This window comes from Rhodobacter sp. SY28-1 (genome assembly GCF_005222785.1).
GTDB lineage: Bacteria > Pseudomonadota > Alphaproteobacteria > Rhodobacterales > Rhodobacteraceae > Tabrizicola.
This window is the reverse complement of the sequence record NZ_STGH01000002.1, coordinates 514,063-539,986: the sequence shown is the minus strand read 5'-3', so window position 1 is coordinate 539,986 and position 25,924 is coordinate 514,063. Positions and strand designations below refer to the sequence as shown.

At 66.3% G+C, this 25,924-nt stretch carries 27 protein-coding genes and 1 pseudogene; 12 read left to right on the top strand and 16 right to left on the bottom strand.

Annotated elements, in window-relative coordinates; translation table 11 throughout:
• Positions 1-5: 5 nt before the first annotated feature.
• Genes E8M84_RS11670 through E8M84_RS11645 form a run of 6 tightly spaced genes read right to left on the bottom strand, consistent with a single transcriptional unit; the run spans position 6 to position 5,322 of the window.
• On the bottom strand, positions 6-917 hold the full coding sequence (locus E8M84_RS11670) for a lysophospholipid acyltransferase family protein (protein WP_137111365.1): 912 nt from the start codon (positions 915-917) through the stop codon (positions 6-8).
• A gap of 18 nt (positions 918-935) precedes the next feature.
• Complete coding sequence (locus E8M84_RS11665) at positions 936-2,171, bottom strand: alpha-D-ribose 1-methylphosphonate 5-triphosphate diphosphatase (RefSeq protein ID WP_137111364.1); 1,236 nt, start codon at positions 2,169-2,171, stop codon at positions 936-938.
• Positions 2,168-2,836, bottom strand: coding sequence for a class I SAM-dependent methyltransferase (locus tag E8M84_RS11660; protein ID WP_240790363.1), 669 nt, complete (start codon positions 2,834-2,836; stop codon positions 2,168-2,170). The genes E8M84_RS11665 and E8M84_RS11660 overlap by 4 nt, the downstream gene beginning before the upstream one ends.
• The gene (phnE, locus tag E8M84_RS11655; protein WP_137111363.1) at positions 2,833-3,648 is read right to left on the bottom strand and encodes a phosphonate ABC transporter, permease protein PhnE; all 816 of its coding nucleotides are present in this window, start codon (positions 3,646-3,648) and stop codon (positions 2,833-2,835) included. Before phnE ends, E8M84_RS11660 begins: the two co-directional genes overlap by 4 nt.
• Positions 3,645-4,448 carry a phosphonate ABC transporter ATP-binding protein gene (locus E8M84_RS11650; RefSeq protein ID WP_137111362.1) on the bottom strand — a complete coding sequence of 268 codons (804 nt, stop codon included), beginning with the start codon at positions 4,446-4,448 and terminating at the stop codon, positions 3,645-3,647. The genes phnE and E8M84_RS11650 overlap by 4 nt, the downstream gene beginning before the upstream one ends.
• A 7-nt stretch (positions 4,449-4,455) precedes the next feature.
• Complete coding sequence (locus tag E8M84_RS11645; RefSeq protein WP_137111361.1) at positions 4,456-5,322, bottom strand: PhnD/SsuA/transferrin family substrate-binding protein; 867 nt, start codon at positions 5,320-5,322, stop codon at positions 4,456-4,458.
• A 534-nt stretch (positions 5,323-5,856) separates the two neighbouring features.
• On the opposite strand from E8M84_RS11645, the pseudogene E8M84_RS11640 reads away from it, so the two are divergent.
• A pseudogene (locus tag E8M84_RS11640) lies at positions 5,857-6,371 on the top strand (IS5 family transposase).
• A gap of 78 nt (positions 6,372-6,449) precedes the next feature.
• Here E8M84_RS11640 and E8M84_RS11635 read toward each other — a convergent pair.
• Genes E8M84_RS11635 through E8M84_RS11620 form a run of 4 tightly spaced genes read right to left on the bottom strand, consistent with a single transcriptional unit; the run spans position 6,450 to position 9,452 of the window.
• Positions 6,450-7,271 (bottom strand): sulfite exporter TauE/SafE family protein, encoded by an 822-nt coding sequence (locus E8M84_RS11635; RefSeq protein WP_137111832.1) that lies wholly within the window; start codon positions 7,269-7,271, stop codon positions 6,450-6,452.
• An 8-nt stretch (positions 7,272-7,279) separates the two neighbouring features.
• Positions 7,280-8,146: an NAD(P)-dependent oxidoreductase gene (locus E8M84_RS11630; protein ID WP_137111360.1), complete on the bottom strand. Its 867-nt coding sequence runs from the start codon at positions 8,144-8,146 to the stop codon at positions 7,280-7,282.
• Positions 8,143-8,757 (bottom strand): RraA family protein, encoded by a 615-nt coding sequence (locus E8M84_RS11625; protein WP_137111359.1) that lies wholly within the window; start codon positions 8,755-8,757, stop codon positions 8,143-8,145. Before E8M84_RS11625 ends, E8M84_RS11630 begins: the two co-directional genes overlap by 4 nt.
• Positions 8,754-9,452 carry a fumarylacetoacetate hydrolase family protein gene (locus E8M84_RS11620; RefSeq protein WP_137111831.1) on the bottom strand — a complete coding sequence of 233 codons (699 nt, stop codon included), beginning with the start codon at positions 9,450-9,452 and terminating at the stop codon, positions 8,754-8,756. The genes E8M84_RS11625 and E8M84_RS11620 overlap by 4 nt, the downstream gene beginning before the upstream one ends.
• 217 nt (positions 9,453-9,669) lie before the next feature.
• On the opposite strand from E8M84_RS11620, the gene E8M84_RS11615 reads away from it, so the two are divergent.
• The 4 genes from E8M84_RS11615 to E8M84_RS11600 are packed head-to-tail and all read left to right on the top strand — an operon-like array spanning position 9,670 to position 13,077.
• On the top strand, positions 9,670-10,701 hold the full coding sequence (locus E8M84_RS11615; protein WP_137111358.1) for an ABC transporter substrate-binding protein: 1,032 nt from the start codon (positions 9,670-9,672) through the stop codon (positions 10,699-10,701).
• Entirely contained in the window at positions 10,701-11,516 is an 816-nt protein-coding gene (locus tag E8M84_RS11610; RefSeq protein ID WP_137111357.1) for an ABC transporter ATP-binding protein, read from the top strand. Before E8M84_RS11615 ends, E8M84_RS11610 begins: the two co-directional genes overlap by 1 nt.
• Entirely contained in the window at positions 11,513-12,373 is an 861-nt protein-coding gene (locus E8M84_RS11605; protein WP_137111356.1) for an ABC transporter permease, read from the top strand. Before E8M84_RS11610 ends, E8M84_RS11605 begins: the two co-directional genes overlap by 4 nt.
• A complete protein-coding gene (locus E8M84_RS11600) occupies positions 12,373-13,077 on the top strand; it encodes a GntR family transcriptional regulator (protein WP_240790361.1) in 705 nt (234 codons plus the stop codon). Before E8M84_RS11605 ends, E8M84_RS11600 begins: the two co-directional genes overlap by 1 nt.
• Before the next feature lie 395 nt (positions 13,078-13,472).
• Here the strand turns inward: E8M84_RS11600 and E8M84_RS11595 are convergent, their stop codons facing one another.
• The 4 genes from E8M84_RS11595 to cobU form a co-directional block, all read right to left on the bottom strand.
• Positions 13,473-14,990, bottom strand: a complete 1,518-nt coding sequence (locus tag E8M84_RS11595) for a YifB family Mg chelatase-like AAA ATPase (protein ID WP_137111354.1) — start codon at positions 14,988-14,990, stop codon at positions 13,473-13,475.
• Between the two features lie 209 nt (positions 14,991-15,199).
• Positions 15,200-16,072, bottom strand: coding sequence for a glutathione S-transferase (locus E8M84_RS11590; protein WP_137111353.1), 873 nt, complete (start codon positions 16,070-16,072; stop codon positions 15,200-15,202).
• A 73-nt stretch (positions 16,073-16,145) separates the two neighbouring features.
• Positions 16,146-16,712, bottom strand: coding sequence for a histidine phosphatase family protein (locus E8M84_RS11585; protein ID WP_137111352.1), 567 nt, complete (start codon positions 16,710-16,712; stop codon positions 16,146-16,148).
• Positions 16,709-17,239, bottom strand: coding sequence for a bifunctional adenosylcobinamide kinase/adenosylcobinamide-phosphate guanylyltransferase (gene cobU / locus E8M84_RS11580; protein ID WP_137111351.1), 531 nt, complete (start codon positions 17,237-17,239; stop codon positions 16,709-16,711). The genes E8M84_RS11585 and cobU overlap by 4 nt, the downstream gene beginning before the upstream one ends.
• Positions 17,240-17,303: 64 nt before the next feature.
• Here cobU and E8M84_RS11575 point away from each other — a divergent pair, with 64 nt between their 5' ends.
• Genes E8M84_RS11575 through E8M84_RS11555 form a run of 5 tightly spaced genes read left to right on the top strand, consistent with a single transcriptional unit; the run spans position 17,304 to position 21,747 of the window.
• The gene (locus E8M84_RS11575) at positions 17,304-18,182 is read left to right on the top strand and encodes an RNA polymerase factor sigma-32 (RefSeq protein WP_137111350.1); all 879 of its coding nucleotides are present in this window, start codon (positions 17,304-17,306) and stop codon (positions 18,180-18,182) included.
• A 60-nt stretch (positions 18,183-18,242) separates the two neighbouring features.
• Positions 18,243-18,941 carry a gamma-glutamylcyclotransferase gene (locus E8M84_RS11570; RefSeq protein WP_137111349.1) on the top strand — a complete coding sequence of 233 codons (699 nt, stop codon included), beginning with the start codon at positions 18,243-18,245 and terminating at the stop codon, positions 18,939-18,941.
• A 52-nt stretch (positions 18,942-18,993) separates the two neighbouring features.
• Positions 18,994-20,190, top strand: coding sequence for a bifunctional phosphopantothenoylcysteine decarboxylase/phosphopantothenate--cysteine ligase CoaBC (coaBC, locus tag E8M84_RS11565; RefSeq protein ID WP_137111348.1), 1,197 nt, complete (start codon positions 18,994-18,996; stop codon positions 20,188-20,190).
• Between the two features lie 55 nt (positions 20,191-20,245).
• A complete protein-coding gene (gene dut, locus E8M84_RS11560) occupies positions 20,246-20,716 on the top strand; it encodes a dUTP diphosphatase (protein ID WP_137111830.1) in 471 nt (156 codons plus the stop codon).
• Complete coding sequence (locus E8M84_RS11555) at positions 20,713-21,747, top strand: HesA/MoeB/ThiF family protein (protein ID WP_137111347.1); 1,035 nt, start codon at positions 20,713-20,715, stop codon at positions 21,745-21,747. Before dut ends, E8M84_RS11555 begins: the two co-directional genes overlap by 4 nt.
• A 139-nt stretch (positions 21,748-21,886) precedes the next feature.
• Here E8M84_RS11555 and E8M84_RS11550 read toward each other — a convergent pair whose 3' ends face one another.
• Together E8M84_RS11550 and E8M84_RS11545 are read right to left on the bottom strand one after the other, a co-directional pair.
• Positions 21,887-22,531 (bottom strand): DUF924 family protein, encoded by a 645-nt coding sequence (locus E8M84_RS11550; protein WP_137111346.1) that lies wholly within the window; start codon positions 22,529-22,531, stop codon positions 21,887-21,889.
• 77 nt (positions 22,532-22,608) lie between these two features.
• A complete protein-coding gene (locus E8M84_RS11545) occupies positions 22,609-23,982 on the bottom strand; it encodes an amidase (RefSeq protein WP_137111345.1) in 1,374 nt (457 codons plus the stop codon).
• A gap of 160 nt (positions 23,983-24,142) precedes the next feature.
• Between E8M84_RS11545 and E8M84_RS11540 the strand changes: the two genes are divergently transcribed.
• Positions 24,143-24,928: a transporter substrate-binding domain-containing protein gene (locus E8M84_RS11540; protein ID WP_137111344.1), complete on the top strand. Its 786-nt coding sequence runs from the start codon at positions 24,143-24,145 to the stop codon at positions 24,926-24,928.
• 51 nt (positions 24,929-24,979) lie between these two features.
• Positions 24,980-25,774 (top strand): amino acid ABC transporter permease, encoded by a 795-nt coding sequence (locus tag E8M84_RS11535; protein ID WP_137111343.1) that lies wholly within the window; start codon positions 24,980-24,982, stop codon positions 25,772-25,774.
• The last annotated feature ends 150 nt before the right edge of the window (positions 25,775-25,924 follow it).

Genomic DNA, 25,924 nt, shown 5'->3' with positions numbered 1-25,924 from the left:
GGGGGCTACCACTTGACGTGGCTGGGCCAGATGTAGGTCTCGTCGATATCCTTCAGCGTGGGCGAGGCAAGTGCCATGCAGCGGCGGCGGAGTTCGCCCGCCACCTGGTCCCGGTCACAGGACCGAAGGTCCGCAGCCGTGATCGGCGCGCCGATGCGCAACTGCACCGGGCGACCCATGCGGCGGCGGGTTTCGTGGAAGATGAGGGCCACGCGCAGGGGGTAGGAGGCGTGGCTGGCCAGCTGGAACAGCCGCGAGTTCTGACCGGAGAAGTGGACGGGCAGGGTGGTCACCCCCGGCAAGGTCGCAAGGCGGCCGACAAAGGGATGCCATGGCGCATCGACGGCGCGGCCCTTCAGGGGCTTGTTCGCCGTGGCCACACCCCCCGCCGGGAACACCGCGACGACTTTCCCGGCCATCAGCAGGGAGGCCGCGCGGCGGCGGGTCTCGGCTGTCAGGCGCCGCGCCTCGGGCGTGCCCGAAAAGTCCACCGGCAGAAGGTAGGGGTCCACCTCGGGCACCCGGCAGAGAAGGCTGTTGGTCAGGATCTGCACATTGCCACGCAGGTCCATCCCCAGATGCCCCATCGCCAGCCCGTCCACCACGCCGAAGGGGTGGTTCGCGACCAGAAGCACGCCCCCCGTGCGGGGGACCCGGTCCAGATGCTGCGTGCCCTCGGCGATCTGCAGCGTGATGCCCAGCTTGCGCAGCGCGGCGGCGAAGACCGGCTCACCCGCCCAGCGGTCATAGTTCAACCAGTCGAGGTAGAGCCTGCGCAGGTGCGGCTGTCCGGTCAGGGCCTCGACCGCGCGGATCAGGGTCTGGCGGAACAGCGACTGGCCGGAATGCGCATAGCTGAAATCGACCGTGCTGGTCGGTGGGGCGATGGGCGCGTCGGTCAGGATGTCGAGCAGCATGATGTCCTCGTGACGGGGTCAGATGGCAGGTTCGGGCAGGCGGGGCAGGGGCAGGGCGGAATAGCCGCCCCGACCCGCGACCCAGGTGCGCAAGGGGGCGGGGGCCTGGCCTTCGGGCCAGTCGAGCAAGAGAAGATCGGCGCGCAGGCCCGGCGCGATGCGCCCGCGGTCGGTCAGGCCCATGGCCCGGGCGGGGTTCAGCGCGACAAGAGCCCAGAGCTGGGGCAGCGGGGCCACGCGGTCGGTCAGCATCCGCACCACCGCCCCCAGCATCGCGGGGTAGTAGTAGTCCGAGGCAAGAATGTCGCAAAGCCCGCGCGTCACCATTTCGGCAGCACCCGGGCTGCCCAGATGGCTGCCGCCGCGCATCGCGTTCGGGGCGCCAAGGACAATGAAATCCCCCGCCTCGCGCGCCGCATGGAAGACGCGGTCGTGCATCGGAAACTCGGCCACCTTTGAGCCCAGCCCGCGATAGAAGCTGCGGGTCTCGGCCTGGCTGTCGTCATGGCTGAGCATGGGCGCGCCCGACTTGCGGGCAAGGGCGGCGATGCGGGCGATGTGGTCGGGGACCTTTGCCCGGCGCTGCCAGACGCGGGCGATCAGCGTGGTGTAGTCCTCGGCCGACAGCTGCGCGCGGCGGGCCTGGTCTGCCATCTTCTTCCGGAAACGGGGGTCATCGAAGGAGGTGACGGGATAGGGGTTCACCTGATCGAAGGGCCGGTCCTGCACCGGGATGTCGTAGTCCAGCAGCATTGACGTGGTGTGGTCGTTGAACGCCAGCGACGGCCGGTCCGGCCCGGACAGGACATGGGACAGAAGCGGCTCGGCCTCGTGGCAGAAGGTTTCCCAGCGCAGCTGGATGCGGTTGTCGGTGGTCAGGCGCGGGCGCAGGGCTTCCAGCGCGCGGACGACGGCCCATCCGGTTTCGACACTGCGCAGGCCCGGCTCCCATGACAGGGTCAGGGCGTGATAGGCCGTGGCGATCCCGTTGGCGGCAAGCTGGCGGTCGGTTTCCAGAAGGGCGGTTTCGGTTCCCACCATGACGCCGGGGCGCGGCATCAGTTGGCGCTCGAAGGCATCGCCGTGCACGTCGATGAAGGCCGGGGCCAGAACCCGGCCCTTGCCCGGGACGATCGCCGCCCCGTCGCGGGGGACGTCCAGCCCGGTGATCCGGCCATCCTCGATACGGACCGAGGTGACCTCGACCCGGTCGTCCAGAACGACGCGGGCGCCTTCGATCAGCTCGGCAGTCATGCCAGACGTTCCGCCAGGAGGTGCCAGTGCCAGGAGCCGGGCTTTTCGTGCGGGCGGTCGAACAGGGTGTAGACCTCGAACCCCCAAAGAAGGGACAGAAGGTCGGGCGCGTTGCAGAAGTAGTGCGGGTGGATCTTGTCGCCGGGGCCGTCGAAAACCCAGGTGTTGCGGCTGATCTCGCGCCCCTTGGCCTTGGCCTGTTCGACCGGCAGGCGGCGGGCCGAGAGCATGGTGCAGAGGAATGTGCCGCCGGGGCGGGTGACGCGGGCGACCTCGGACAGTGTGCGGCGGACGATGGCCTCATCCCCGTGGTAGATCACGTTCCAGGCCAGGACATGGTCGAAGCTGGCGGCCTCGAACGGCAGGTCGGTCATCGGGGCCTGCACGCAATCGACGGTCAGGCCCTGCGTGAAGGCCGCGGCCGAGGTGGCGGCGACGGCGGCCTCGGAGGCGTCAAGTGCGGTGACCTTGTGGCCGTCGCGGGCAAAGGCGAGGGCGTGGCGGCCGATGCCGGCGCCGAGGTCGAGGATGCGCGTCCCCGGGGCCAGGGTCGAGGCGTGGTCCATCACCCAGGGCTCGGCCATCGCCCAGGGGCTGGTGCCGTCAGCCTTCTGCCATTCGGTGTTCCAATAGCGATGGGCGGTGTCGGTGGTCATCTGGTTCATATCAGTTTCCTGCGGATCCAGCCGGATCCCTGTTCCACGGCGATGACGAGGGCGAGCATCATCAGGATGATCGCAAGGGCTTCGTCGTAGTTGAAAAGGTCGAAGGCGACCTTGAGGTCGACCCCGATGCCGCCCGCGCCGACCAGGCCCAGGGCGGCGGACCCGCGCACCGATTTCTCCAGCGCGAACAGCGATGTGGCGGTGAAGGAGGGCAGGCAGGCCGGCAGGATGGCCGAGCCGATGATGCCAAGGCGGCTGGCGCCGATGGCGCGCAGGGCGTCCTGCGGGCCGGGGTCGGTCTCCTCCATCGCCTCGGCGAAGAAGCGGCCGGCAAAGCCGATCTTGTCGACCATGATCGCCATGACCCCGGCGGCGGGGCCGAGGCCGACGATGATGATGAAGATGATGGCCCAGACCAGGTCCGGCACGGTGCGGAAGAGCGCGATCAGGGCGCGGGCGGCGGTGCGGACGATGGGGTGGGGCGACAGGCGGTCGGTGGCGAGGATCGCGAAGGGCAGGGCGAAGATCAGGCCCAGGACGCAGCCCGCGACGGCCATCTGCAGGGTTTCGAGGATCTTCCAGCTGATCGGCTCGATCCGGCTGAAGTCGGGCGGGAACATCTGGGTCAGCAGGCCCGAGGGCGCGAAGAGGCGCTGGATGCCATTGGCCAGCTTGTCGGGTGCCGGGGCGGTGGAGACGAGAGAGGAGATGACCAGCGCGCCCACGGCAAGGAGGGCCACGTAGCCGAGGAGGCCGGGTTGCCGGAAGCGGGCGGGTGCAGACCGAGGAGCGGAGAGGCTGGTGTCAGTCATGCCGCAATCTCATGGTCGAAGAAGCGGCGGAGGAGGGCGGCGTCGGTGCCGGGCGTTGGCCGGTCCAGCGCGATGCGGCCCTGCGCAAGGCCGAGGATGCGGTCGGAATAGGCCAGCGTATGTTCCAGCCGGTGCGAGATCACCAGGAGTGATAAGCCGTCCTGTCGGACGAGGTTCAGGAGAAGCTCCATCACCTCTTGGCCGGTCTGCGGGTCGAGGCTGGCGTCGGGCTCGTCCGCCAGAATGAATTCGGGCCGCTGCATCAGCATCCGGGCGATGGCGACGCGTTGTTGCTGGCCACCCGACAGGCTGTCGACGCGGGCAAGCGCGCGGTCGGCAAGGCCCACGCGGGCAAGGCAGGCCATCGCCTCGGACCGGACGGGGGCGGGGGCCAGGAACTGCGCCCAGGTGCGGGGGCCGGACATGCGGGCCTGGACGCCGTGGACGACGTTGGACAGGACGGAAAGCCGCGGAACCAGATTGTGGCGCTGCCAGACGATCCCGACCCGAGCGCGGAAGCGGCGCAAGGCGGCGGGGGAGAGCTTGTCCACCTCTTGCCCCAGCATCCGGACCTGGCCCGAGGTCGGTTCGACCAGCCTGACAAGGCAACGCAGGAGGGTGGACTTGCCGGACCCGTTCGCGCCGATCAGGGCGGTCGACTGGCCCGGCGCCAGCGCGAAATCCACGCCGCGCAGGATGTCGTGGCCTGAGAACGACTTGGCGAGGCCAGACACGGCAAGGACCGGCTCCACTGTCGTGGAACCGGCCAGGGCCCGGGATGGAAGGACGGGCGCGTTCATCTGCGGATCACTGACCGACGAATTCGGTGAACTCGGTGATCCCGATGTTTTCGTACATCTTGCGGACCACGTCGTAGTCGGCGTCGGTCACCGCCGCGTTGAAGGCGCCGCCGATGTACTTGGCGTTCTCTTCGGTCGAGGTGATGGCGGCCAGAAGCGTTTCGCCCTGGTCGGCAAAGGTCTTGCGGACCGTTTCGACCACTTCCGGCGCCACCTTGGGCGAGGCGAGGAGGATGTCGTCGGGCAGCTGGTCGCCCTTCACCACAACGCGGAACTTCTGGTCGGGGAACTTCTCGGTGATGCTGTCGATATGGGTGCGGTTCAGGCCGATCCCGCCGATGTCGCCCGCGATCAGCGCCTCGACCGCGACGTTGCGGTTCAGGAAGACGGGTTCGTAGTCGACCGCGTAGCCGAGCCCTGCCTTCGACAGAAGATCGACCGGGCCAAGGTGCTGCGAGGTCGAACCGATCTCGCCGAAGGAGATCTTCATGCCCTTCAGGTCCTCGGGCGTCTTCACCGGGCTGGCATCCAGCACGACGACGGTCGAATAGTAGTCCGGCCGCTTGAAGGTCACGACAGGCTGGGCGTCGAGGCGGGCGTTGAACACGACATATTCCGCCGGGCCGGTCAGGACGAAATCGACCTGTTCGGCGGCCATCGCCTCGACCGCCACGGTGCGGCCCGAGACCGGGAAGAATTCGACCTTCAGGCCCGAAGCGGCCTCGAACGCTTCCTTGAACGGGCCCATCTCGCGCTGGAGCGCTTCCAGACCGTCGATGTCGGTCACGGCAAAGCGGATGGCTTCCTGAGCGGCAAGCGGGGTGGCGAGGCTAAGGCCGAAAGCCAGAAGTCCAGAGGCGAGGGTGTACTTCATCAAATTGCGTCCTGTTCAGGTGATGCTGAACCGGCGGTAGCATGGCAGGATGACAGCGGAGCGACGTGCAAATGACAACTCTGCAACAGGCAAGCCAGGTGCTCAGGCGTGACGCCGGCCAAAGGAGTGAGTTCGCACTTTCCCGCGGAGAGATTGGGAAAATCGGTGTTTCCGCTTTGCGCTGAGGGCGACCGCGTGAAAGAGGAGGGTGGAGAGCGGTCTGACGGCGCTACGGCATGGCGATCGCAGCAAGGGTTTGATTTCTGTCGCTAAAGCAGAATGCAGCGAGCTTACAGAGCCCTATCTGACGATAATGATAAGCGCTGTTCAGATAGCGGAGTGAAGGCATGGTCCCACGCCAAGTCTTGAACTACGCCGGCGACGCGGCGTGCTGCAATGAAAATGACCTGTTTTCAGTAGGGCTTTGCTCCCCCCAGTCTCAACTTCGGCCCATGCTCAAGCTCTGCTCTTGGGGTCAGGACCCGTTGATCTTGCGTCTACGGCCTGAGTCTCGCTCCGCAAGTAGACTGGATCATGAGCAACCTTTTCTGGCTGACGGACGCGCAGATAGCGCGTTTGCAGCCCTTCTTTCTCAAGAGCCACGGGAAGCCGCGCGTTGATGACCGGCGGGTGATGAGCGGCATGAACACCAAGTTGCATGCCGTCACCGACGCCGAGGGCCGCCCTCTCCGCTTCTTCATGACCGCGGGCCAGGTGGGCGACCACACCAGTGCGGCGGCCCTGCTGGGCAACCTGCCAAGGGCGGAGTGGTTGCTGGCCGACCGCGGTCATGACGCTGACTGGTTCAGGGAAGCGTTGAAAGACAAGGGGACAAAGCCCTGCATTCCCGGAAGGAAGGCGCGCGGCAAACCGATCAAGCATGACAAGCGCCGCTTAAACGCTGCAACCGGATCGAGATCCTGTTCGGGCGGCTGAAGGACTGGCGGCGGATCGCTGCACGCTACGACGGATGCCCGAAGGTCTTCCTCGATGCCGTCGCCCTCGCCGCAACCGTCATGTTCTGGCTATCATGCGAGAACGAGACCTGACCCTAGAATCAGGCCCCGGCCGAACAGGTTTGAAGATCGAGATCCTGCGACCCTTCCAGCGTCGCTTGGCGCGCCGGACTAGCCCGCCAGAACAGCAAACAGAAACCGAAGGCATACGGCTGCCAGAAACAGACCGAACAGCAGCTCCAACCTGCGGCGGCTCAGTCGGTGAGCAAGCGCGACGCCAAACCGCGTCGTCAGCAGTGACGTCGGGATCGTCAGTGCAAATGTTGCCAGCGAGACAAAGCCGACCGCATCCGCGGGCAGGTCCGTCCGACCCCAGCCTGCGGCCACGTAGCCCAGCGTTCCCGGGATGGCGATCAGAACGCCCACCCCGGCCGAAGTCGAGACCGCCCGGTGGATCGGTACGTTGTGCAATGTCAGGATCAGGTTCGACACCGCGCCGCCGCCGATGCCCATCAGGGCCGAGACGAGGCCCACCCCGGCACCATAGAGCCGCAGGACGGCCTTGCCCGGCAGGCTGTCGCGCAGCCGCCAACCCGCGCCGCCCGACAGAAGCTTGGCCGCGTTCACAGCAGCGACCACCGCAAAAACCAGCTGGAAGACCTGCGGTTCGGCATAGCGGGCGATGACCGAACCGGCGGCCACGCCCACCAGCACCGGCAGCGCCCAGACCCGCAACAGGTCCATGTCCACCGTCCCGCGCTTGAAATGCCCGCGCGAGGACTGGATCGAGGTCGGGATGATCACGGCCAGCGAAGTGCCGACAGCCATTGGCATCGCCACCTCGGGCGCGTGGCCAAGGGTCTGGAAGACCTCGTAGAAGACCGGGACCGAAATCGCCCCGCCGCCGATGCCGAAAAGTCCGGCCAGAAAACCGATCAACGCCCCCGCCACCGCGAGCGCGGCGATCAGGGGGAACAGGGTCGCAGGGTCCATAAGGTCGCTCACTTGCCAGCCGCCCGCCGCGTCAGGCTGGCGCCGTCAAAGCCGCCCAGACCGGCGGAAAGGGCCGCCGCATAGCGGGACTCGACCGAGCGGGACAGGGGCATGTCCGCGCCCTCGGCCTCGCCCAGTTTCAGCGCAAGGCCCAGGTCCTTAGCCAGCCCGGCGATGTCGAATGTTCCGGGCTGGTCTGTCCCGGCCAGCGTGTCGACTGCCACCTGCGCGCGGTTTTTCAGGACGGTCGGCCCGGCGGAACTGTCGGCGATCAGGCTGATCGCCAGGTCCTCCGGCACTCCGGCACCGCGCAGAAGCGCAAGGCTTTCGCCCAGGGTCTGCCAGTAGATTGCCAGCGGCAGGTTCACCGCCAGCTTCATGCGCGCCGCGGCCCCGACCGTCCCCAGATGTTCCACCCGACGGCACAACTCGGCCAGGACGGGTTTCGCCCGGTCAATGGCCGCGGCTGTCCCGCCAGCCATGCCCAGAAGCTGGCCCTTCAGAGCTGGGGCGACCGTGCCGCCCACCGGGCAATGCACGAAGTCGGCCCCCGCTGCCTGCGCAATCGCGGCCAAAGCTTCGGCCTCGTCGGGCAAAAGGGTGGACATCTCGATGACCAGTCGCCCCTTCAGGCCCAGATCCGCCAGGCTCCTCAGGACCGATTGCGAGGCGGCGGCATCGGTCAGTGACATCAAGATCACGTTGCATCCCGCAAGTTGCGCCAGATCCACAGCCTCGGCCCCCGCCGAGACGGCAGCAGCCGTCCGCGCTGCGTTGCGGTTCCAGACCTGGACCTTGTGGCCCGCCTCGATCAGACGGCGGGCGAAGGCGGTGCCCATGCGGCCGGTCCCGGCGATTCCGATGGCAATGGTCATGAGGGTGCCTTTCCTGACAGTCCAAGGATCGAAAGCGTCGTTTCACCTGCGCGCAGCCGCTCCATCATCCGGGCCTCACGCTCGGCGCGGCTTTGGGCTGCGGCCAGTGCCGGGGCAAGGTCGCGGGCCTTCAGGACGAGAATGGCGTCGGCATCGGCCAGGACAAGATCGTCGGCGGCGATCTCGACCCCAGCCAGCGTGACCGGCGCCCCGATCCGACCGGCATCCTGCTTCACCGTGCCGCGGATGTTCAGGCCGCGGGCAAAGACCGGAAACCCGAGTTCCGCGATCTGCGCGCTGTCGCGGACCGCGCCGTCGATCACCATCCCGGCTATCCCGCGCTTCTGGCAGGCCAGCGCCATGATCTCGCCGAACGGGCCGCTTTCGAGGCTGCCACCGTAGTCCACCACCAGCACATCGCCCGGACGGGCCTCGGCAATGGCAAGATGCAGGGCCAGGTTGTCTCCGGGCCGACACCGGACGGGAAGCGCCGTCCCTGCCAGCGTCATCCCCGGCGACAGTGGCCGGATTGGCGCCGCGACCAGCCTTGCTGCGGGCCAGGCCTCACCGACCGTGGCCGTGCCAAGCGCCAGCAGGTCGGCGGCGCTCACGCCGCCTTCGGGCCGATGCGGACCTGCATCGGCTGGACGCCATCCATGCTGCAGTCAAGCACATCTCCGGTGACAACTGCGCCTACACCCGCAGGTGTGCCGGTCATGATGATGTCGCCCGGCATCAGTTTGTGCTGTTCGGACAGTTTCGAGATGATCTCGTCCACCTTCCAGATCATCAGCGAGATGTCGGCATCCTGCTTCACCTCGCCATTCACCTTCAGACGCACATGGCCCGAGGTCAGGATGCCGCAGTCGCTGACCCGGGTGATCGGGCCGATGGGGGCGGAATGGTCGAAGCCCTTGGTCACTTCCCAGGGCAGGCCCTTGGCCAGCGCCGCCGCCTGATGGTCGCGCCGGGTCATGTCCAGGCCGATGGCATAGCCGTAGATGTGGCTGGAGGCCTCGGACACCGGGATGTCGTAGCCGCCCGATTTCAGCGCCACGACCAGCTCGCATTCATAGTGGAAGTTGGTGGTGAACACCGGATAGGGGATCTCTCCGCCGTTCTTCACGATGGCGTCGGTGGGCTTCATGAAGATCACCGGGGGGTCGCGCTCGTCCGCGTTCATCTCGATGATGTGGGCCACGTAGTTCTTGCCGATGCAGTAGATCCGCCGGACCGGGAACTTCTCGTCCGAGCCGGTGATGTCGAGATGCGCCTGCGCGGGCGGGGTCAGTGCAAAGGCCACGATGGAAAACTCCTGTTCTGCCGGGCGAGCGCCGGGGGATTGCCGAGTCACGATGGCCGCAGGATTTCCCGCTTCTCGCTTCAGATCAAGATACGAAATGAAGTTTCTTGCCGTTTCATATATTTTTTTGCAATCCGGAAAGAATCGTATAGCCTGCAGTCAGGACCGACCACGCGACGGGAAACGGGCGGGCGGCCTGCGGTTATCGGGAGGAAACCAGATGAAGAACTTGACCAGACTGAGCCGTCGGAGCTTCGGACTTCTGACGGCGGGCGGGGCGGCAAGCCTTGTCCTTGGCGCGCCGGCAATCGTCCGGGCGCAGACGGCGGTGACCTTTGCCGTCCCCAACCCATCGGCCCTGACCTGGCTGCCCTACTGGGTCGCCGTGGGCGAAGGATACTTCGCAGAAGAGGGTCTCGACCTGCGGCTTGAAGCAATTGACGGGTCGTCGGCTGTGCTGCAGGCGATGACGGCCGGCCAGGCACAGATTGGCGCCCCAGGGCCTGGGCCGACGCTGGGCGCACGCTCGCGCGGAGTGGACGTAAAGTTCATCTACAACCTCTATCCCAAGTCTGTCTTCGGGCTGCTGGTGAAGGAGGAAAGCTCCTACCAGACCCCGTCCGATCTAAAGGGCACGATCATCGGCGTTGGCACTGCGGATGGGGCGGAGGTGTCCTTCACCAAGGCGATCATGACTGATCTCGGGATGACGGAAGGCACCGACTATACCTTCCTTCCCGTGGGGGATGGTGGCACCGCTGCGGTGGCCTTCCTGCGCGACGAGGTGAACAGCTACGCGGGTGCCGTGTCTGACGCGGCCATCCTTGCCTCGCGGGGCCTCACGCTGCGCGAGATCACGCCCGAGGCCTATCTCGGGTTCTTCGGGAACGGCATTGCCATGCTGGAAAGCCAGATGGCCGCAACGCCCGATCTTGCGCCAAAGTTCGGCCGCGCGCTGGTGCGGGGCACGAAGTTTGCCACAGACCCCGCGAACAAGGAAAAGGCGCTCGCCCATTGCGCGGCCGGCAACCCACAGGAGGGCGAACAGGACTACGCGCCCTCGCTTTATGACGGCGTCGTCAACCGGATGACCCCAACCGATGCCTTCATCGGCCAGGGCTACGGCTACCAGCCGCCAGAGCACTGGCAGGCGATCCACGACAGCGCCGTCGCATCGGGTGCGCTGGAGGCTGCGCTGCCAGACCTTGCCGCTGTCTACACGAACGAATTCGTGGCAGGCTGGAACGCCTGATGAGCATGGCAGAGCCCCGTCCCTTGACCGCCAGCCCGGCCGCCGTCTCGCGGCCGGTCTACGAGATTGCGAGACTGTCGAAGACCTATGCCCGCAACCACCTGACTGCGCTGACCGACGTGAACCTGACCCTCAACAAGGGCGAGTTCGTGTCGGTCGTCGGCTCCTCGGGCTGCGGTAAATCGACACTTCTCAAGATCATGTCGGGGCTCTTGCCACCCACTAAAGGCCGAGTCGTGCTTGAAGGAAAACCGGTTACCGGCGCACGCGCCGACATCGGGATGATGTTCCAGCAGGCGACGCTTTTGCCTTGGAAGACCACGGTCGAGAACATCGTGTTGCCAATCGAGATCCGGCAGGGCCGGGCAGCCGCAAAGGCGGCGATCCCCCGCGCGCATGAGCTTCTGAAACTTGTCGGTCTCGGCGATTTCGCCAATGTCTATCCGGGCGAGCTGTCCGGCGGCATGGCGCAGCGCGCCTCGATCTGCCGGATGCTGATCGCCAACCCTGCCGTCCTCTTGTTGGACGAACCCTTCTCTGCGCTGGACGAATTGACCCGCGATTTCATGAACATGGAACTGCAACGCATCTGCGCCGAGCAGCAGTCCACCGCCTTCCTCGTCACCCATTCGCTGGCCGAGGCGGTGATCCTGTCCGACCGCATCCTGGTGATGAAACCGCGCCCCGGCCGGATCGTCGAGGAGATCGTCATCGACCTGCCGCGCCCGCGCACACTAGAAATGATCAACACCCCCCGCTTCGGCCAGATCGTCGCGCATATCCGCGACCTTCTGGGCAAGGAGGCCTTCCAATGACTGCCAAGCCGGAACTTATCGTCGATCCGAACCAGGACACGGTCTGGGTCGAGCACGTCGCGCTCATCGACCGCATCCCGCGTTGGCTGGCGATGCTTGCACTGGCGGTCATTGTCATCGGCATCTGGGACCTTGCGACCGCGCGAATGGGCTGGGTCTCGCCCATCATCCTGCCATCGCCCGGCGAGACTCTGGATGATCTGATCTTCGTCGGAAAGAACCTTCTGACCGGCGGCTACATGCTGGAGGCGCTCTGGACCACGACCCGCACGGTATTCTGGGCCTTCCTGATCGCCGCGAGCGCCGGCTTCTCACTGGGCGTTCTGGTCGGCGAAACCAAGTTTGGCGAACGCGCCGTGATGCCTTATCTCGTCGCCATCGACACCATGCCGAAGGTCGCCTTCGCCCCCCTGTTCATCGCCTGGCTTGGCTTCGACATCGCCTCGAAAGTGGCGCTTGCCGCCTTCATCGCCACTTTCCCGATCATCGTCTCGACCGCCGCCGGTTTCTACGCCGCTTCCGAGAACGAGCGGATGCTGTTCAAGGCGATGGGTGCCAGCCGCTGGCAGACCCTGATCCGGCTAAAACTGCCCACCGGGCTACCCTACATTTTTACCGGACTGAAGATCGCGGCTGTGGGCGTGATGGCTGGCGCGATTACCGGCGAGTTCCTGGGCGGCGGCAAGGGATTTGGCGCGCTCATCCGTGAGTCCGCCAGCATGCTGGACACGCCCCGCGTCTTCTCGCTGATCCTTTATCTAAGCCTCCTCGGCCTGGCCCTTTTCTTTCTGGTAGCCTGGGTGCAGAAGCGTCTGGTATTCTGGAACAAGGCTGACAGGCCGGGTGGAGTTGGCTGATGAATGCCTCTGACAAGGCATTGAACGATTCTCGGAACCTTTCCGAGCAGGCGCACGAGCGTATCCGCCGCGACATCCTGAATGGCGAACTGTTCCCCGGTGAAAAGCTGCAGATCGAGGCAATCTCCGACCGCTACGGCATCGGCATGGCGCCGGTGCGCGAGGCGCTGAATCGCCTGTCGTCGGAAGGACTGGTCGAACGCAAGAGCCAGCGTGGTTTCTTCGTGGCCGAAATCTCGATGACCTCGCTGGAAGAGCTGGTCAAGACCCGGATCTGGCTGGAAACGCTGGCCTTGCGCGAAGCGATCCTGAACGCGACCGAAGATTGGGAGGAACAGCTGGTCCTTGCCTATCATCGTCTCGCCCGGACCCATCGCCGTTTGCCTGCCGAGGCGGGGCGTGAGCTGTCCGAAGAATGGGAACTGCGCCACAAGGAATTCCACATGCTACTGCTCGACCGCTGCGGATCGAGCTGGCTGCTTGGGTTCTGCTCTACGATGATGGACCAAGCGGTGCGCTATCGCAGCCTTTCCATGAACGTGCACCCAAGTCTCCTACGTCGCGAGGGTGCTGCGGCCGAACATCAGGAACTCCTGAACGCGGTCATCGACCGCGACGCCGACCGCGCCTGTCAGTTGCTTGCAGATCACTACAACACGACCCTTGAAGGCTTGCGGACCGTGATCGAACACGGGCAGGGGTGAGCTTCACGTAAGGTTTGTTGTTGGTGCACTCCATCAGCATAAAGGCGCTTTCGTCTGGCATCGCAACCGAAAGCGGCAAGCGGGAATCGTTATCCATGCAATCCGGTTGAATGACCGGAGTGGGCCAAAAGCGATGACTGGTTTGGCCATGTGCTCACTTCTGCATGTCGCATTCGACACGTTGACCCGTTCGAGGAGCACAACCGCAAATGACTCAGCGGTCGAGGTGAGCGGAGAAAGATCGTAGCAGTTAGCATCAGACAAAATATAAAAAAATCAGAATAATAAGATCAGTTTCAGGCAATTTTCCTCCTTGCCACAAGCTAAGAAGGTCCTGTGTCCCAAGCCTGCATGTCACCCATTCCAGGGCCAAGTTTCCACCGCTCTCCGGGATGCTAAAGGCCGCCCACGGTTGTCGACAGGCGGAAGCTGATGGCTTCGGCGATATGGGGTTTGCGGACGGTGGGGCTGGCGTCGAGATCGGCGATGGTGCGTGCGACGCGAAGGACGCGATGATAGCCGCGCGCCGATAGTCCCATACGTTCGGCGACGCGGCTGATCAGCTCCTTGCCCTCGCTGTCGGGGGCGGCGTGGTCTTCCAGCGCGGCGCCGTCCAGGTCGGCATTGACCCGCAGGCCGGGCGCGTCAGCGAACCGGGCGGACTGGCGGTCCCGGGCGTCGGCAACGCGGGCGGCGATGGTGGCCGAGCTTTCGCCGGACGAGGGCAGGTCCAGGTCGGCAAAGGCGACGGGCGGGACCTCGACGCGCAGGTCGAAGCGGTCGATCAGGGGGCCCGAGATGCGACCAAGGTAGTCCTCGCCGCAAAACGGTGCGCGGCCGCAGGCGCGGTTCGGGTCCGACAGGTAGCCGCATTTGCAGGGGTTGGCGGCGGCGATCAGCAGGAAGCGGCACGGATAGCGGATATGGGCATTGGCGCGGGCGACCATCACGGTCCCGGTCTCGATCGGCTGGCGCAGGGTGTCGAGGACGGTGCGGGGAAACTCGGGGAATTCGTCAAGGAAGAGGACGCCGTTGTGGGCGAGAGAGATCTCGCCCGGTTTCGCGCCCCGCCCACCGCCGACGATGGCGGCCATGGAGGCAGTGTGGTGCGGTTCGCGGAAAGGCCGGTCGCGCGAGATGCCGCCTTCGGTCAGAAGCCCGGCAAGGGAGTGGATCATCGACGTCTCCAGCGCCTCGGGCGCCGAGAGCGGCGGCAGGATGCCGGGCAGGCGGGCGGCGAGCATCGATTTGCCGCTGCCGGGGGTGCCGACCATGAACAGGTGGTGCCGGCCGGCGGCGGCAATTTCCAGAGCGCGCTTGGCGCGTTCCTGGCCCTTCACCTCGCGGAAATCGCGCGGGGTGGCGGTGCGGGTAACCTCGCCCGCTTCGGCGGGGATCAGGGGCGTGCGGCCGGTGTAATGGTGCAACACCTCTTCCAGCGAGGCGGCGGCAAGGACTGTGGTCGCGCCGACCCAGGCCGCCTCGGCCCCGCAGGCCTTAGGGCAGAGGAGACCGCGGTCCTCCACTGCGGCGGCCATCGCGGCTGGTAGGGCGCCAGCAACGGCGATCAGTCGGCCGTCGAGTGACAGTTCGCCCAGGGCGACCGTGCCTTCGATATCCTCGCGCGGGATGATGTCCAGCGCGGCGAGAAGGGCGACGGCGATGGGCAGGTCGAAATGCGAACCCTCCTTCGGCAGGTCGGCGGGCGAGAGGTTGACGGTGATCCGCTTGGCGGGAAGGGCGATGGACAGCGCCTGCAGGGCGGCGCGGACGCGTTCCTTGGCCTCGGTCACTGCCTTGTCGGGGAGGCCCACCAGGGTGAAGGAGGGCGAGCCAGGCGAGACGGCGCATTGCACCTCGACCAGGCGGGCCTCGACGCCTTCGAAGGCGACTGTGAAAGCGCGCGCGGTCATTCCAGCGTTCCAAGGGTCGGGGCGGTGGTGAATAGGAGCGCGTGCCGCGCAAGCCTTTTGTCTCGCCTCTGCGCATGAAGGACGCGCAACCGGCTCGGGCCAAGGGCCTCCGGCGGGGATATTTGCAGACGGGAAATGATCTTTTCTGGTTTCGCCCGACCCATGCGCCCCACCCGATTCACCTTGGTTAACGGGTAGGGCGGAATGGTTTACGAATGGTAAAGCGCCATGAACTTCGGCCAGGCCTCGGCATCGGCGAGGGTCTTGTCGCGGCAGAAGGCATTGCAGAAGCCGAAGCGGCGTCCGTAAAGCTCCAGCGCATGGGTGACGGGCTTGCCGGAATAGGGGCAGGCCTGGTTCACGGTGTCGGCGCAGTCGACCGCCTTGGCGGGCAGAGGCACCGGGCCGGGCCAGTCGCGGCGGGGATAGTCGCGACGGTAGAAGTCCTGATCGGCGCCGTCGATCATGCCCATCGCGCGCCAGCGGCGGAAGCTGGGGTGCGACAGGTGAGCGTTGACGTAGAGCATCGCGTCGGCGTTGACCGGCAGATTGTAGGTGGCGATCCGCGTGGCGACGGGGGCAAAGAAGGCATCCGCCGCGGAGTAGGCGCCGCAGAGCCAGGGGGTGGTGGATTTCGTGGTCTCTCGTGCCCAGGACCAGAGGGTTTCCAGGCGACGGAGGTCGGCAAGGACCTCGTCCGGAGGCTGGCAATCGGTGTAGCTGACCCGCAGGTTCATCGGGCAGTAGGACCGCAAGGCGGTGAAGCCCGCGTGCATTTCCGCCGCCAGCACCCGGGCAGTGGCGCGGGCGTGGGGGTCAGTGGGCCAGATGCCGGCCTCCGGGTGGCGGGTGGCCAGTTCCTCGGCGATGGCGATGGTTTCGGGAACGACAGACCCTTCGGGCGTCCGCATCGTGGGCGCGGTCTTCGCGGGGAAGTAGTCCTTCAGCATGTTCGGTAATTCGTCGGTGTAGAGCCGGGCGGAATGGGTTTTGACGGGCAAGCCGAAGGCGTCGAACAGAAGCCAGCCGCGCAAGGACCAGCTGGAATAGGCGCGGTCGCCGATCACGAGTTCATAGGTCATGTTTGTTGTCCTTTCTCGGACATTGAACCGTGCGCGCGCGGCAAAGGAAAACGAAGATTCGTGGCCTGATTCATCACGGACGGTGATTGATCGCAAAGACCCTGGGCGGGGGGCCGTAGGTCAGGCAGGTGACGGAAAGGTTGTCGATGCGATGGGCGAAGGCCTGCTCGGCGTTCAGGTCCTCGGCGCGTTGCAGCGCTGCCAGGATCGGGCCGAAATGGGCAACGACAATGATGTCGGGTGCGGTGCCCCGAAGGCGATCGAGAGCGGACCAGGTTCGTGCGGTTACCTCGTTCCAGCTTTCGCCGCCGGGCGGTCGAACCTCTCCCGGCTGGTCCCAGAAAGCGCGGATCAGGTCCGGGCTTTCGGCCTCGATCTCGGCGAAGCTGCGAGTTTCCCATTTGCCGAAATGAATCTCGCGCAGGGCGGGGTCGTGCGGCAGGCGGGGCCGGGGGCCAAGCGCGTCGGCGGTGGCGATGGCGCGCGAAAGATCGGAGGAGATCACCGGGGCGCCTGCGGGCAGGTGGGTGGACAGCCGCTGGAGGGCGGCGGTGTCGGACAGGTCGGCGGGTAAGTCGGTCCAGCCAACCATCGTCTTGGCATGGGTGGGTCCATGGCGGACCAGCCAGAACCGCGTCACGGCAGCCGGCCCTTCAGCACCAGGGGCAGGCCCGCGATGACCGTCACGACCAGCCCGGCCTCATGCGCCAGCCTTTGGTTCAGGCGGCCCTGTTCGTCGCGAAACCGCCGGGCGAGTGCATTTTCCGGAACGATTCCCCAACCGGTCTCGTTGGAGACGATGACGACCGGAGCGGGACAGGTGGCAATCGCAGTGACCAGGCCTTCGGTCTGGGCCGGAAGATCATGGTCGGCCAGCAGGTGGTTGGTCAGCCAGAGCGTCGCGCAGTCGATCAGGACGGTTTCCCCGGCCTTTGCTGCGGACAGGGCGGCGGGCAGGTCCAGCGGCGCCTCGACCGTGATCCAGTCCCCGGCACGGTCGCGCTGATGCTGGGCGATGCGGTCGCGCATCTCGTCATCCCAGGCCTCGGCGGTGGCGATGTACCGTCTGCGGCGGCCAGAGGCGGTCACAAGCCCTTCTGCAAAGCGGGATTTTCCCGATCGGGCGCCGCCGATGACCAAAGTGAGGGGCGGGAGTGATCCGGTCACGGGTTGGCTCCGTATGAAAGGCAAAGAACAGGCGAAAGCGCCACGACAGGATCAGGAGGTGGCCATGGCACTTGACGGATATACCGACCTCAGCATGTCGCGCCAAGCGATGAAGGCAGAGCTTCTTGATGCCGAAACCGAAGTGCGTCTGGCCAGGGCCTGGCGCGACTTCCGCGACGAACGCGCGCTGCACCGGCTGATCACCGCTTACATGCGCCTGGCGATTTCGATGGCCGCGAAGTTCCGCCGCTATGGCGCGCCGATGAACGACCTGATCCAGGAGGCAAGCCTTGGACTGATGAAGGCCGCCGACAAGTTCGACCCCGACCGCGGTGTGCGGTTTTCCACCTATGCCGTCTGGTGGATCAAGGCCTCGATCCAGGACTACGTCATGCGCAACTGGTCGATGGTGCGGACGGGATCGACCTCCAGCCAGAAGGCCCTCTTTTTCAACCTGCGCCGGGTGCAGGCCAAGCTGGAGCGTGAGGCCTCGCAGCGCGGCGAGGTGCTGGACCAGCATCAGCTGCGCCAGATGGTGGCAGCCGACATCGGCGTGCCGGTTGCCGATGTCGAGATGATGGAAGGTCGGCTTTCAGGGTCGGACTATTCGCTGAACGCGACCCAGTCGTCCGACGAGGACGGGCGCGAGTGGATCGACGCGCTGGAAGATGACGGCGTGCAGGCCGACGAAGCCGTCGAGACCGCCCATGACGGCGAACGCCTTCGCGGCTGGCTGGTCAAGGCGATGCAGGGCCTGAATGCGCGGGAACGCTACATCGTCGCCGAACGCAAGCTGAAGGACGAGGGACGGACGCTGGAATCGCTCGGCGAGGAACTGGGTCTGTCGAAAGAGCGGGTCCGCCAGTTGGAAGCCGCCGCCTTCGCCAAGATGCGCCGGTCGCTGGAAACGCAGTCGCGCGAAGTGCGGCATTTCCTGGCCTGACCCTTGACGCCGGGCGGGTGACCGGGGACCCTGTCGACATTTCCGCCGTCGGAGCTGGTCATGTCATCCTCGCTTCGCCTGACCCAGGATCATATCGCCCGGGTGCATCGGGCCGTCGCGGACCCGGGGCCGGTTCCCGGCGTTGTCCAGCAGACCGACGCGGACTGTGCCGAATGGGTCGAGCGCATCCTCTCCAGCAATCCGTCCGAGGGTCGGCCTGTCCAGCTGTTCGCCTATGGCTCGCTGATCTGGAAGCCGGAAATCCCCCACACCGCCGAACGCGCTGCCGTGGCGCAGGGCTGGCACAGGTCCTTCTGTCTGCGCATGACGCGCTTCCGGGCCTCGGTCGACCAGCCGGGTCTGATGATGGCATTGGACCGCGGCGGGCAATGCAGGGGCGTGGTGCTGGATCTGCCGCCCGAGGACCTTGCCGGCCAGCTGGACCGGCTGTTCCGGCGCGAGTTCACGGTGAAGCCGATCAGTTCCATGCCGCGCTGGCTGACGGTTCAGACCGAGCGGGGAGTAGAGACCGCCTTGGGCTTTGTGATGAACCGCGCCTCGCCGAACTATGCAGGCCGCCTGCCCGCCGCAGAGGTGGCTCAGGTGCTGGCGCGGGCTTGTGGCCATTGGGGGACGGCGGCTGAGTATCTTCTCAACACCGTGACCCAGCTTGAAGCGCGCGGCATCCGGGACCGGGGCTTGTGGCGGCTGCAGGTGCTGGTCGCCGAGGAGATCGACCGCATCGCCCCGCGCGCTTGAGTTTGCCGCGCCCGGGACCTACACCTTGGGTCAGGCCAAGGGAGACCTGCCGATGCTGGCTGGCAAGCGGATACTTCTGATCATCGGCGGCGGGATCGCGGCCTACAAAGCGCTGGACCTCATCCGTCGCCTGCGGGAACGTGGCGCCTCGGTCCGCGCGGTGATGACCGTGGCAGCGCAGCAGTTCATTACGCCCCTGTCGGTGGGCGCGCTGACGGCGGATCATGTGTTCACCGACCTCTTCGACCGGCAGGACGAGCAGGACGTGGGCCATATCCGCCTGTCGCGCGAGGCTGACCTGATTGTGGTTGCCCCGGCGACGGCAGACCTTATGGCCAAACTGGCGCAGGGTCTGGCGGGGGATCTGGCAAGCGCAGTCCTATTGGCGACGACCAAGCCTGTGCTGATGGCCCCGGCCATGAACCCGGCGATGTGGTCGCATCCGGCCACCCGGCGCAACCACGCGCAGCTTCAGGCGGATGGTGTCCGCTTTGTCGGTCCCAACCGGGGCGAGATGGCCGAAAGCGGCGAGGCGGGCGAGGGCCGGATGGCCGAACCGCTGGAGATCGTCGATGCGATCACGACGGCGTTGGGCGGTGGGGTCTTGGCGGGAAAGCATGTGGTCGTGACGTCCGGGCCGACGCATGAACCCATTGATCCGGTGCGCTATATCGCCAACCGCTCCTCGGGCGCGCAAGGCACAGCTTTGGCCGCCGCGCTGCGCGATCTGGGGGCGCGGGTGACGTATGTGACCGGACCTGCATCGGTGCCGCCGCCGTCCGGCGTAGAGGTGGTGCGGGTCGAGACGGCGCGCGAGATGGCGGCAGCGGTGGAGGCGGCCCTGCCTGCGGATGCGGCGGTGATGGCGGCGGCGGTGGCGGATTGGCGGGTAGCCAATGCGAGTGCGCAGAAAATGAAGAAGGACGGCTCGGGAAAGGCCCCGGCGCTGGAATTTGCTGAGAACCCCGACATCCTGGCGACGGTGTCGAAGGGGTCGAAACGGCCCGGCCTTGTCGTCGGCTTTGCGGCAGAGACCACGGACGTGGTGGCCCATGCCACGGCCAAGCGGGCGCGCAAGGGCTGCGACTGGATCGTGGCGAACGACGTGTCGCCAGAGACGGGGATCATGGGCGGGTCCGAGAACGCGGTGGTGCTGATTTCCGAGACGGGGGCCGAGACCTGGCCGCGGATGGGCAAGGACGAGGTCGCGCGGAAGCTCGCGGCGCGGATTGCCGAGGCACTGCGCTAGGTGCGGCGCTGGAGCCTCCGGCGGGGATAATCGAGGACAGATGAAAGGCGGGGCGATGGGGCCGGTTGTGCAGGTGCTTTGGGAAGACTGGGCTGACCAGAGCCTGCCTTTGCCCACCTATCAGACGGCAGGGGCCGCGGGTGCGGACCTGTGCGCGAACTTCCCGGCCGAAGCGCGCGAGGCGGGACTGACGCTCTTGCCGATGGGGCGGGCGATCTGTCCAACCGGCATCCGGGTGGCGATCCCCGAAGGCTATGAAATGCAGATCCGGCCCCGGTCGGGTCTGGCATCGAAGCACGGGATTACCCTGCCGAACACGCCCGGGACGATCGATAGTGACTATCGCGGCCCGCTGGGGGTATCGCTCATCAACCTCGGACTCGAGCCCTATACCATCCGGCATGGTGACCGGGTGGCGCAGGCAGTGGTGGCGCCGGTGGTGCAGGTCGGCTTTGCCGTGGTGGATGCGCTGGAGGAGACCGAGCGGGGGACCGGCGGGTTCGGGTCGACCGGGTTCAGGTCATGATCGGACTGCTCGGCTTTGTCGCGATCTGGGCGCTTGGTCGCTGGCGGGGCTGGGGCACACGCTGGCTCTGGTTTGCCGGGGGGTGGTGGGTGATCCTGATGATCGCGCATTTGCCGATCCAGGGCGAGAATCCGTTCGCACGGTTGGTCGGGGGCGATTTCCGGGGCTGGACCGTGTTCGGTCTGCTGGCGGCGGTCGTGCTGGGCTATCGCGAGGTCCTGCGGGCGGTCCGGCGACGGAAGGTGGTGGAGCCGGGGGCCGCTCCGGCAACGGGGGCGTTCCGTGAGGCCGAGTTGGACCGCTACGCCCGCCACATCATCCTGCGCGAGATCGGGGGGCCGGGGCAGAAGCGGCTGAAGGCGGCGAAGGTGTTGGTCGTGGGGGCGGGGGGGCTTGGGTCGCCGGTCCTTCTGTATCTTGCGGCGTCGGGAGTGGGGACCATCGGGGTGATTGACCACGACGTGGTGGAAGGGTCGAACCTGCAGCGGCAGGTGATCCACACCGACGGGCGGATCGGGATGCCGAAGGTCTTCTCGGCCGAGGCGGCGATGCGGGCCTTGAACCCGTTCATCGAGGTGCGGCCCTACCATCGGAAGCTGACCGAGGAGATCGCGGTCGACCTTGTCCGGGACTACGATCTGGTGCTGGACGGGACGGATGATTTCGACACGCGGTACCTGGTCAACCGGGCCTGTGTGGCGGCGGGGGTGCCGTTGATTTCAGGGGCGATCACGCAGTGGGAGGGGCAGGTGTCGCTGTTCGATCCGAAGAAGGGTGGGCCGTGTTATGCCTGCGTCTTCCCGGTGAAGCCTGCGCCGGGTCTGGTGCCGACCTGTGCCGAGGCCGGGGTGGCGGCGCCCCTGCCGGGGGTCATCGGGTCGATGATGGCGATGGAGGCGGTGAAGTGGGTCACGGGGGCCGGGGAGACGCTGGCGGGGCGGCTGATGATCCACGATGCGCTCTATATGGAGACGCGGGTGATCGGGGTGAAGAAACGGGCGGATTGTGAGGTCTGCGGGGGGACGCACTGAGGTGTGTCCACGGTGGACATTTTCTGGAAATTAATTGAGATCAATGGCTTGGACGTGGCCATTTACTGCGCGTTAAGGGCTTGGTTGATGGCGGATTGACCTTGAATTGGTGCGTTTCAGCGCACCCTTTGCGGGTCCGTCAGTCGGGTCGCGGGCCCTTGGCCACATGCGGGAAGTCGCCGGTGGCGATGTAGACCTCTTCCTCGGGCGTCGAGATGCGGCCGAGGATGTGATTGCGATGCGGGTGGCGACCGAAGCGTTCGATCACCTGTCGCACGCGGGCGTTCTGGGCGCGGATCCTGGCGCCTGTTTCGGGGAGGCTGGGCGGAAGGTCGGCGATGAGGTCATTGCAGAAGGCCTCCATGAGCGCGAGCCGGTCCAGGTGGTCCGGGCCTTCGCAGTGACCCAAGGCGATGGCGTAGAACATCCGCTCCCAGGGCGCGACGGCCTTGGCGTGACCGTTGCGGATGCCTTCGAGCGCAAGGCGGGTGGCCTTGATGTCCTGGCCGAAGGCCGCGGGCCTGTCGCGCCAGAGCGAGCGGGGGAACTGGTCAAGGACGAGGATAAGGGCGAGGCGGCCGCGCGGGGCTTCGGCCCAGTGGTCGAGCTCTCCCCTTGCAGCAGCCAGTGTCAGGTCGGCGAAACGGCTGCAGATCGCGTGGTCCATCCCGCCCTGCATCCGGTCGTAGACCCATTGGGCGAAGAGCTTCTGGTCGGTCCAGAAGCCGGTGTCGGGAAACCAGAAGGCGAGGACCTCTTGGGGGTCGTAGCGCGTGGTGGGCATGTGGACCCCCTTGGCAAGCGAGACAAGGATGGGGCCGCAGGGCTGAGTCGTGCAAGGGAGTCGGGGTAAACCCCGACCTACGGGGTCACGGCGGGGATTTCAGGGGCGAGCAGGTCGGCGAGGTCGAGGAGGATGTCTTCGCGGCCTCGGTCGGCGAGGGCCTGGATCCCGCTGGGGTGGGTTGCAGTGCGGCCCGTGGTGACGCTAAGGCCGGGGAGGCCCATGAACGGTGGGGCGATCTGGGGCATCTGGGCCTCGATCACGTTGGCGAAGGCTTGCGGCGACGAGGTGTCGTAGTGGTCGAGGAATGGAAGTTCGCCTGAAACAGGGGTAAGAACAACCGGCCAGTCGGCGAAGAACATGCGCCAGAGGCGGGCCAGGCGGGCGCGGGACTGGAGCGCCTTCATGAAGGTTTCCAGGGTCGGTGCCGGGGCGAGTTTCGTCAGTTCGCGGTGGACGAAGGTCGCGTCGGGGTCGGCCTCGCGGGCGATGGCCTCGGTGCCGCCAAGGCCGAATTCGGAGAGCCAGAGAGTGAGTTGCAACTCCATCGCCTCGCGGAAGGGCGGGAGGGGTGGAGTGCCGATCTCCCAGCCATGGGATTCGAGGGTCTTTGCGGTCTCGGTCAGGGCCTTCTGGATCGTCGGATCGGTTTGCAGCCCGTCGGGGGTGAGGGCGAGGGCGGCGCGTTTGCGATAGGGCGCCGGGGTGGTGGGGGTGTGCCAGGGGTCGCGCGGGTCGGGGTGGGAGAGGGCCTGGAGGCCGAGGCGGAGGTCAGACGCGGAACGGGCGAGGGGGCCGGAGACGGCCATCAGCTGCCCGCCGATCAGCCGGTCGCCCACAGTAGCGTTGAAGGCGGGAACGCGGCCAAGGCCGGGGCGGAGGCCGTGGATGCCGCAGGCGTAGGCGGGATAGCGGATCGACCCGGCGATGTCGGTGCCGTGGGCGAGGGGGCCCATGCCTGCGGCGACGGCGGAGGCGGCACCCCCGGAGGAGCCTCCCGGTGTGAGGGCGGGGAAGGCGGGGTTCTTCGTTGCGCCGTGGAGGGAGTTGCGGGTGAACCAGCGGAGGGAAAAGGCCGGTGTGTTGGTGCGGCCGACAATGATGGCGCCTGCGCGGCAGAGGTTGGCGACGGGCGGGCTGTCCTCGGTTGCGATGAGGTCCTTCTGGATGCGGAGGCCGTTCGTCGTGGCAAAACCCGCCTGGTCGATGTTGACCTTGACGGTCACCGGAACACCGGCAAGCGGGCCGGGGTCCTCGCCCCGGGCGATCTGGGCGTCGATGGCGCGGGCCTCCTCTAGCGCCGCGTCGTCACGGCGCTGGACGATGGCGTTGAGGCCGGGGTTCAGCCGGTCGATGCGGGCGAGGGTGGCACGGGTCGCCTCCTCGGCCGAAAGCTGGCGGGCGCGGACAAGGGCGGCTAAGCCTGCGGCGGTGAGTGTGGCGGGGTCCATCGGGCGCTCCTTCTGCAGGGGCAGGGTGGACCGGATTTCAGGGCAGGGAAAGGGGGCGAGGTGACGCTCGCGGCAAAGTCCGGGGCCTGCTCTTGCCGCCTTGCATCGCGCCTTGGGAATGGCATAGTCGGCGCTTGATAATTCCAACGGGAGCTAACCCATGAAACTGTCTGCTGCCGCCCTTCTGGGCCTGTCTCTTGCCGCCCTGCCTGCGCTTGCCCAGGACCTGCCGGACCTGGCGGGTCGCGAGGTCGTCGTCGTGACCGAGAACGCCTATCCGCCGCTGCAGTTCCTGGACAAGGATGGCGCCGCCGTGGGCTGGGAGTATGACGCAATGGCGGAAATCGCCAAGCGGCTGAACATCACGGTCAAATACGAGAACACCAGCTGGGATGCGATGATTCCCGCCGTGTCGGAAGGCCAGTACGACATCGGCATGACCGGGATCACCATCAAGGACGAGCGCAAGGAGAAGGTCGATTTCAGCGAGCCCTACATGCGGTCGGAAATGCTGATGATCGTGCGTGGGGATGAAGAGCGGTTCACCGATGCGGCCTCGTTCGCGGCGATCCCCGAGCTGCTGATTTCGGCCCAGCCCGGGACCTCGCCCTTCTATGCCGCGATCTACAACATCCTGGACGGCAACGAGGAAAACCCCCGCGTCATCAAGTTCGAGACCTTCGGGGCCGGGCTTGAGGCGCTGAAGGCGGGGGATGTGGACCTGACGCTGTCGGATTCGACGGCGGCGAATGGCTATGTCACGGCGTCGAACGGCGGGCTGAAGATCATCGGCGAGCCGCTGGCGTCGGAGGATTTCGGCTTCATCTTCCCGAAGGGCTCGGACCTGGTGGCGCCGATGAATGCGGCGATTGCCTCGATGAAGGCGGACGGCACGCTGGATGCGCTGAACCAGAAGTGGTTCGTCGAATACAAGATGGGCGAATGAAGGGCGGCCCCCGGTCGGTGTGGCCGGGGGCAACCTGATGGCCCCGATCTGATGGCCCCCAACGCCGAACCCGAGAAGGACTTTCCCTGGTGGCTGGTGATCCTTGCGGTCACCGGCCTTTGGCTTTTGTACAAGATGCTGGCGGACCCGTTCTATGCCGGGGCCTTGCGGGTGCTGTCGAAGGGGCTGGTGGTGACGCTGGCGGTGGCGGTGGTGGCCTATCTGGGGGCCTGCGCCATCGGGCTGGGGCTGGCGGTGATGGGGATGTCGAAGCGCATCGTCCTGCGGCAGTCGGCGCGGCTTTACATCGAGGTGATGCGGGGCGTGCCGATCATCGTGTTGCTGCTGTATGTGGCCTTCGTGCTGGTGCCGGGCGTGGTGGCAGGGGTGAACGCGCTGGCGGGGGACGAGGTGATGCGGACACGGGACGTGCCCCTGTTGTGGCGGGCGGTCCTGGCGCTGATGCTGGCCTATTCCGCCTTCCTGGCCGAGATCTTCCGGGCGGGGCTGCAGGCGGTGGACAAGGGCCAGATCGAGGCGGCGCAGGCCCTGGGGCTGAACGGCTGGCAGCGGTTCCGGCATGTTCGATTTCCACAAGCCTTTCGGCTGATCCTGCCGCCTCTGGGCAATGATTTTGTGGCAATGGTGAAAGATTCAAGCCTGGTGGCGGTGCTGGGGATTTCGGATGTGGCTCAGCTGGCCAAGGTCACGGCGGCAGGGAACTTCCGTTATTTCGAGACCTACAACGTGGCGGCTTTCCTGTATCTGGTGATGACCATCGGCCTGTCGCTGGTGTTGCGCCGGTTCGAAGCGCGGATGCGGTCGCGCGGGCGGGACGCGAATTAGGCGGAGCGCTGGCGCGCAAGTCCTTTGTCTCGTCGTCGGGCTGCGCCTCCTCCTCGGGCGGAGGGGTTCCACCCCAAACCCCGGAGTATTTGTGGCATGGGCAAGGGTGGACCTTGGGAAGCTGCGAGCCTAGGTTCGCCGCAAAGGAGA

Coding starts and splice junctions, on each gene's coding strand:
- E8M84_RS11600 (WP_240790361.1), top strand. CDS start 12,373: ATGAATGCCTCTGACAAGGCATTGAACGATTCTCGGAACCTTTCCGAG.
- E8M84_RS11545 (WP_137111345.1), bottom strand. CDS start 23,982: ATGGACCCCGCCACACTCACCGCCGCAGGCTTAGCCGCCCTTGTCCGC.
- E8M84_RS11650 (WP_137111362.1), bottom strand. CDS start 4,448: ATGAACGCGCCCGTCCTTCCATCCCGGGCCCTGGCCGGTTCCACGACA.
- E8M84_RS11610 (WP_137111357.1), top strand. CDS start 10,701: ATGAGCATGGCAGAGCCCCGTCCCTTGACCGCCAGCCCGGCCGCCGTC.
- E8M84_RS11570 (WP_137111349.1), top strand. CDS start 18,243: ATGTCATCCTCGCTTCGCCTGACCCAGGATCATATCGCCCGGGTGCAT.
- E8M84_RS11635 (WP_137111832.1), bottom strand. CDS start 7,271: ATGGACCCTGCGACCCTGTTCCCCCTGATCGCCGCGCTCGCGGTGGCG.
- E8M84_RS11555 (WP_137111347.1), top strand. CDS start 20,713: ATGATCGGACTGCTCGGCTTTGTCGCGATCTGGGCGCTTGGTCGCTGG.
- dut (WP_137111830.1), top strand. CDS start 20,246: ATGGGGCCGGTTGTGCAGGTGCTTTGGGAAGACTGGGCTGACCAGAGC.
- E8M84_RS11550 (WP_137111346.1), bottom strand. CDS start 22,531: ATGCCCACCACGCGCTACGACCCCCAAGAGGTCCTCGCCTTCTGGTTT.
- E8M84_RS11595 (WP_137111354.1), bottom strand. CDS start 14,990: ATGACCGCGCGCGCTTTCACAGTCGCCTTCGAAGGCGTCGAGGCCCGC.
- coaBC (WP_137111348.1), top strand. CDS start 18,994: ATGCTGGCTGGCAAGCGGATACTTCTGATCATCGGCGGCGGGATCGCG.
- E8M84_RS11670 (WP_137111365.1), bottom strand. CDS start 917: ATGCTGCTCGACATCCTGACCGACGCGCCCATCGCCCCACCGACCAGC.
- E8M84_RS11535 (WP_137111343.1), top strand. CDS start 24,980: ATGGCCCCCAACGCCGAACCCGAGAAGGACTTTCCCTGGTGGCTGGTG.
- phnE (WP_137111363.1), bottom strand. CDS start 3,648: ATGACTGACACCAGCCTCTCCGCTCCTCGGTCTGCACCCGCCCGCTTC.
- E8M84_RS11615 (WP_137111358.1), top strand. CDS start 9,670: ATGAAGAACTTGACCAGACTGAGCCGTCGGAGCTTCGGACTTCTGACG.
- E8M84_RS11590 (WP_137111353.1), bottom strand. CDS start 16,072: ATGACCTATGAACTCGTGATCGGCGACCGCGCCTATTCCAGCTGGTCC.
- E8M84_RS11665 (WP_137111364.1), bottom strand. CDS start 2,171: ATGACTGCCGAGCTGATCGAAGGCGCCCGCGTCGTTCTGGACGACCGG.
- E8M84_RS11575 (WP_137111350.1), top strand. CDS start 17,304: ATGGCACTTGACGGATATACCGACCTCAGCATGTCGCGCCAAGCGATG.
- E8M84_RS11605 (WP_137111356.1), top strand. CDS start 11,513: ATGACTGCCAAGCCGGAACTTATCGTCGATCCGAACCAGGACACGGTC.
- E8M84_RS11630 (WP_137111360.1), bottom strand. CDS start 8,146: ATGACCATTGCCATCGGAATCGCCGGGACCGGCCGCATGGGCACCGCC.
- E8M84_RS11660 (WP_240790363.1), bottom strand. CDS start 2,836: ATGAACCAGATGACCACCGACACCGCCCATCGCTATTGGAACACCGAA.
- E8M84_RS11645 (WP_137111361.1), bottom strand. CDS start 5,322: ATGAAGTACACCCTCGCCTCTGGACTTCTGGCTTTCGGCCTTAGCCTC.
- E8M84_RS11540 (WP_137111344.1), top strand. CDS start 24,143: ATGAAACTGTCTGCTGCCGCCCTTCTGGGCCTGTCTCTTGCCGCCCTG.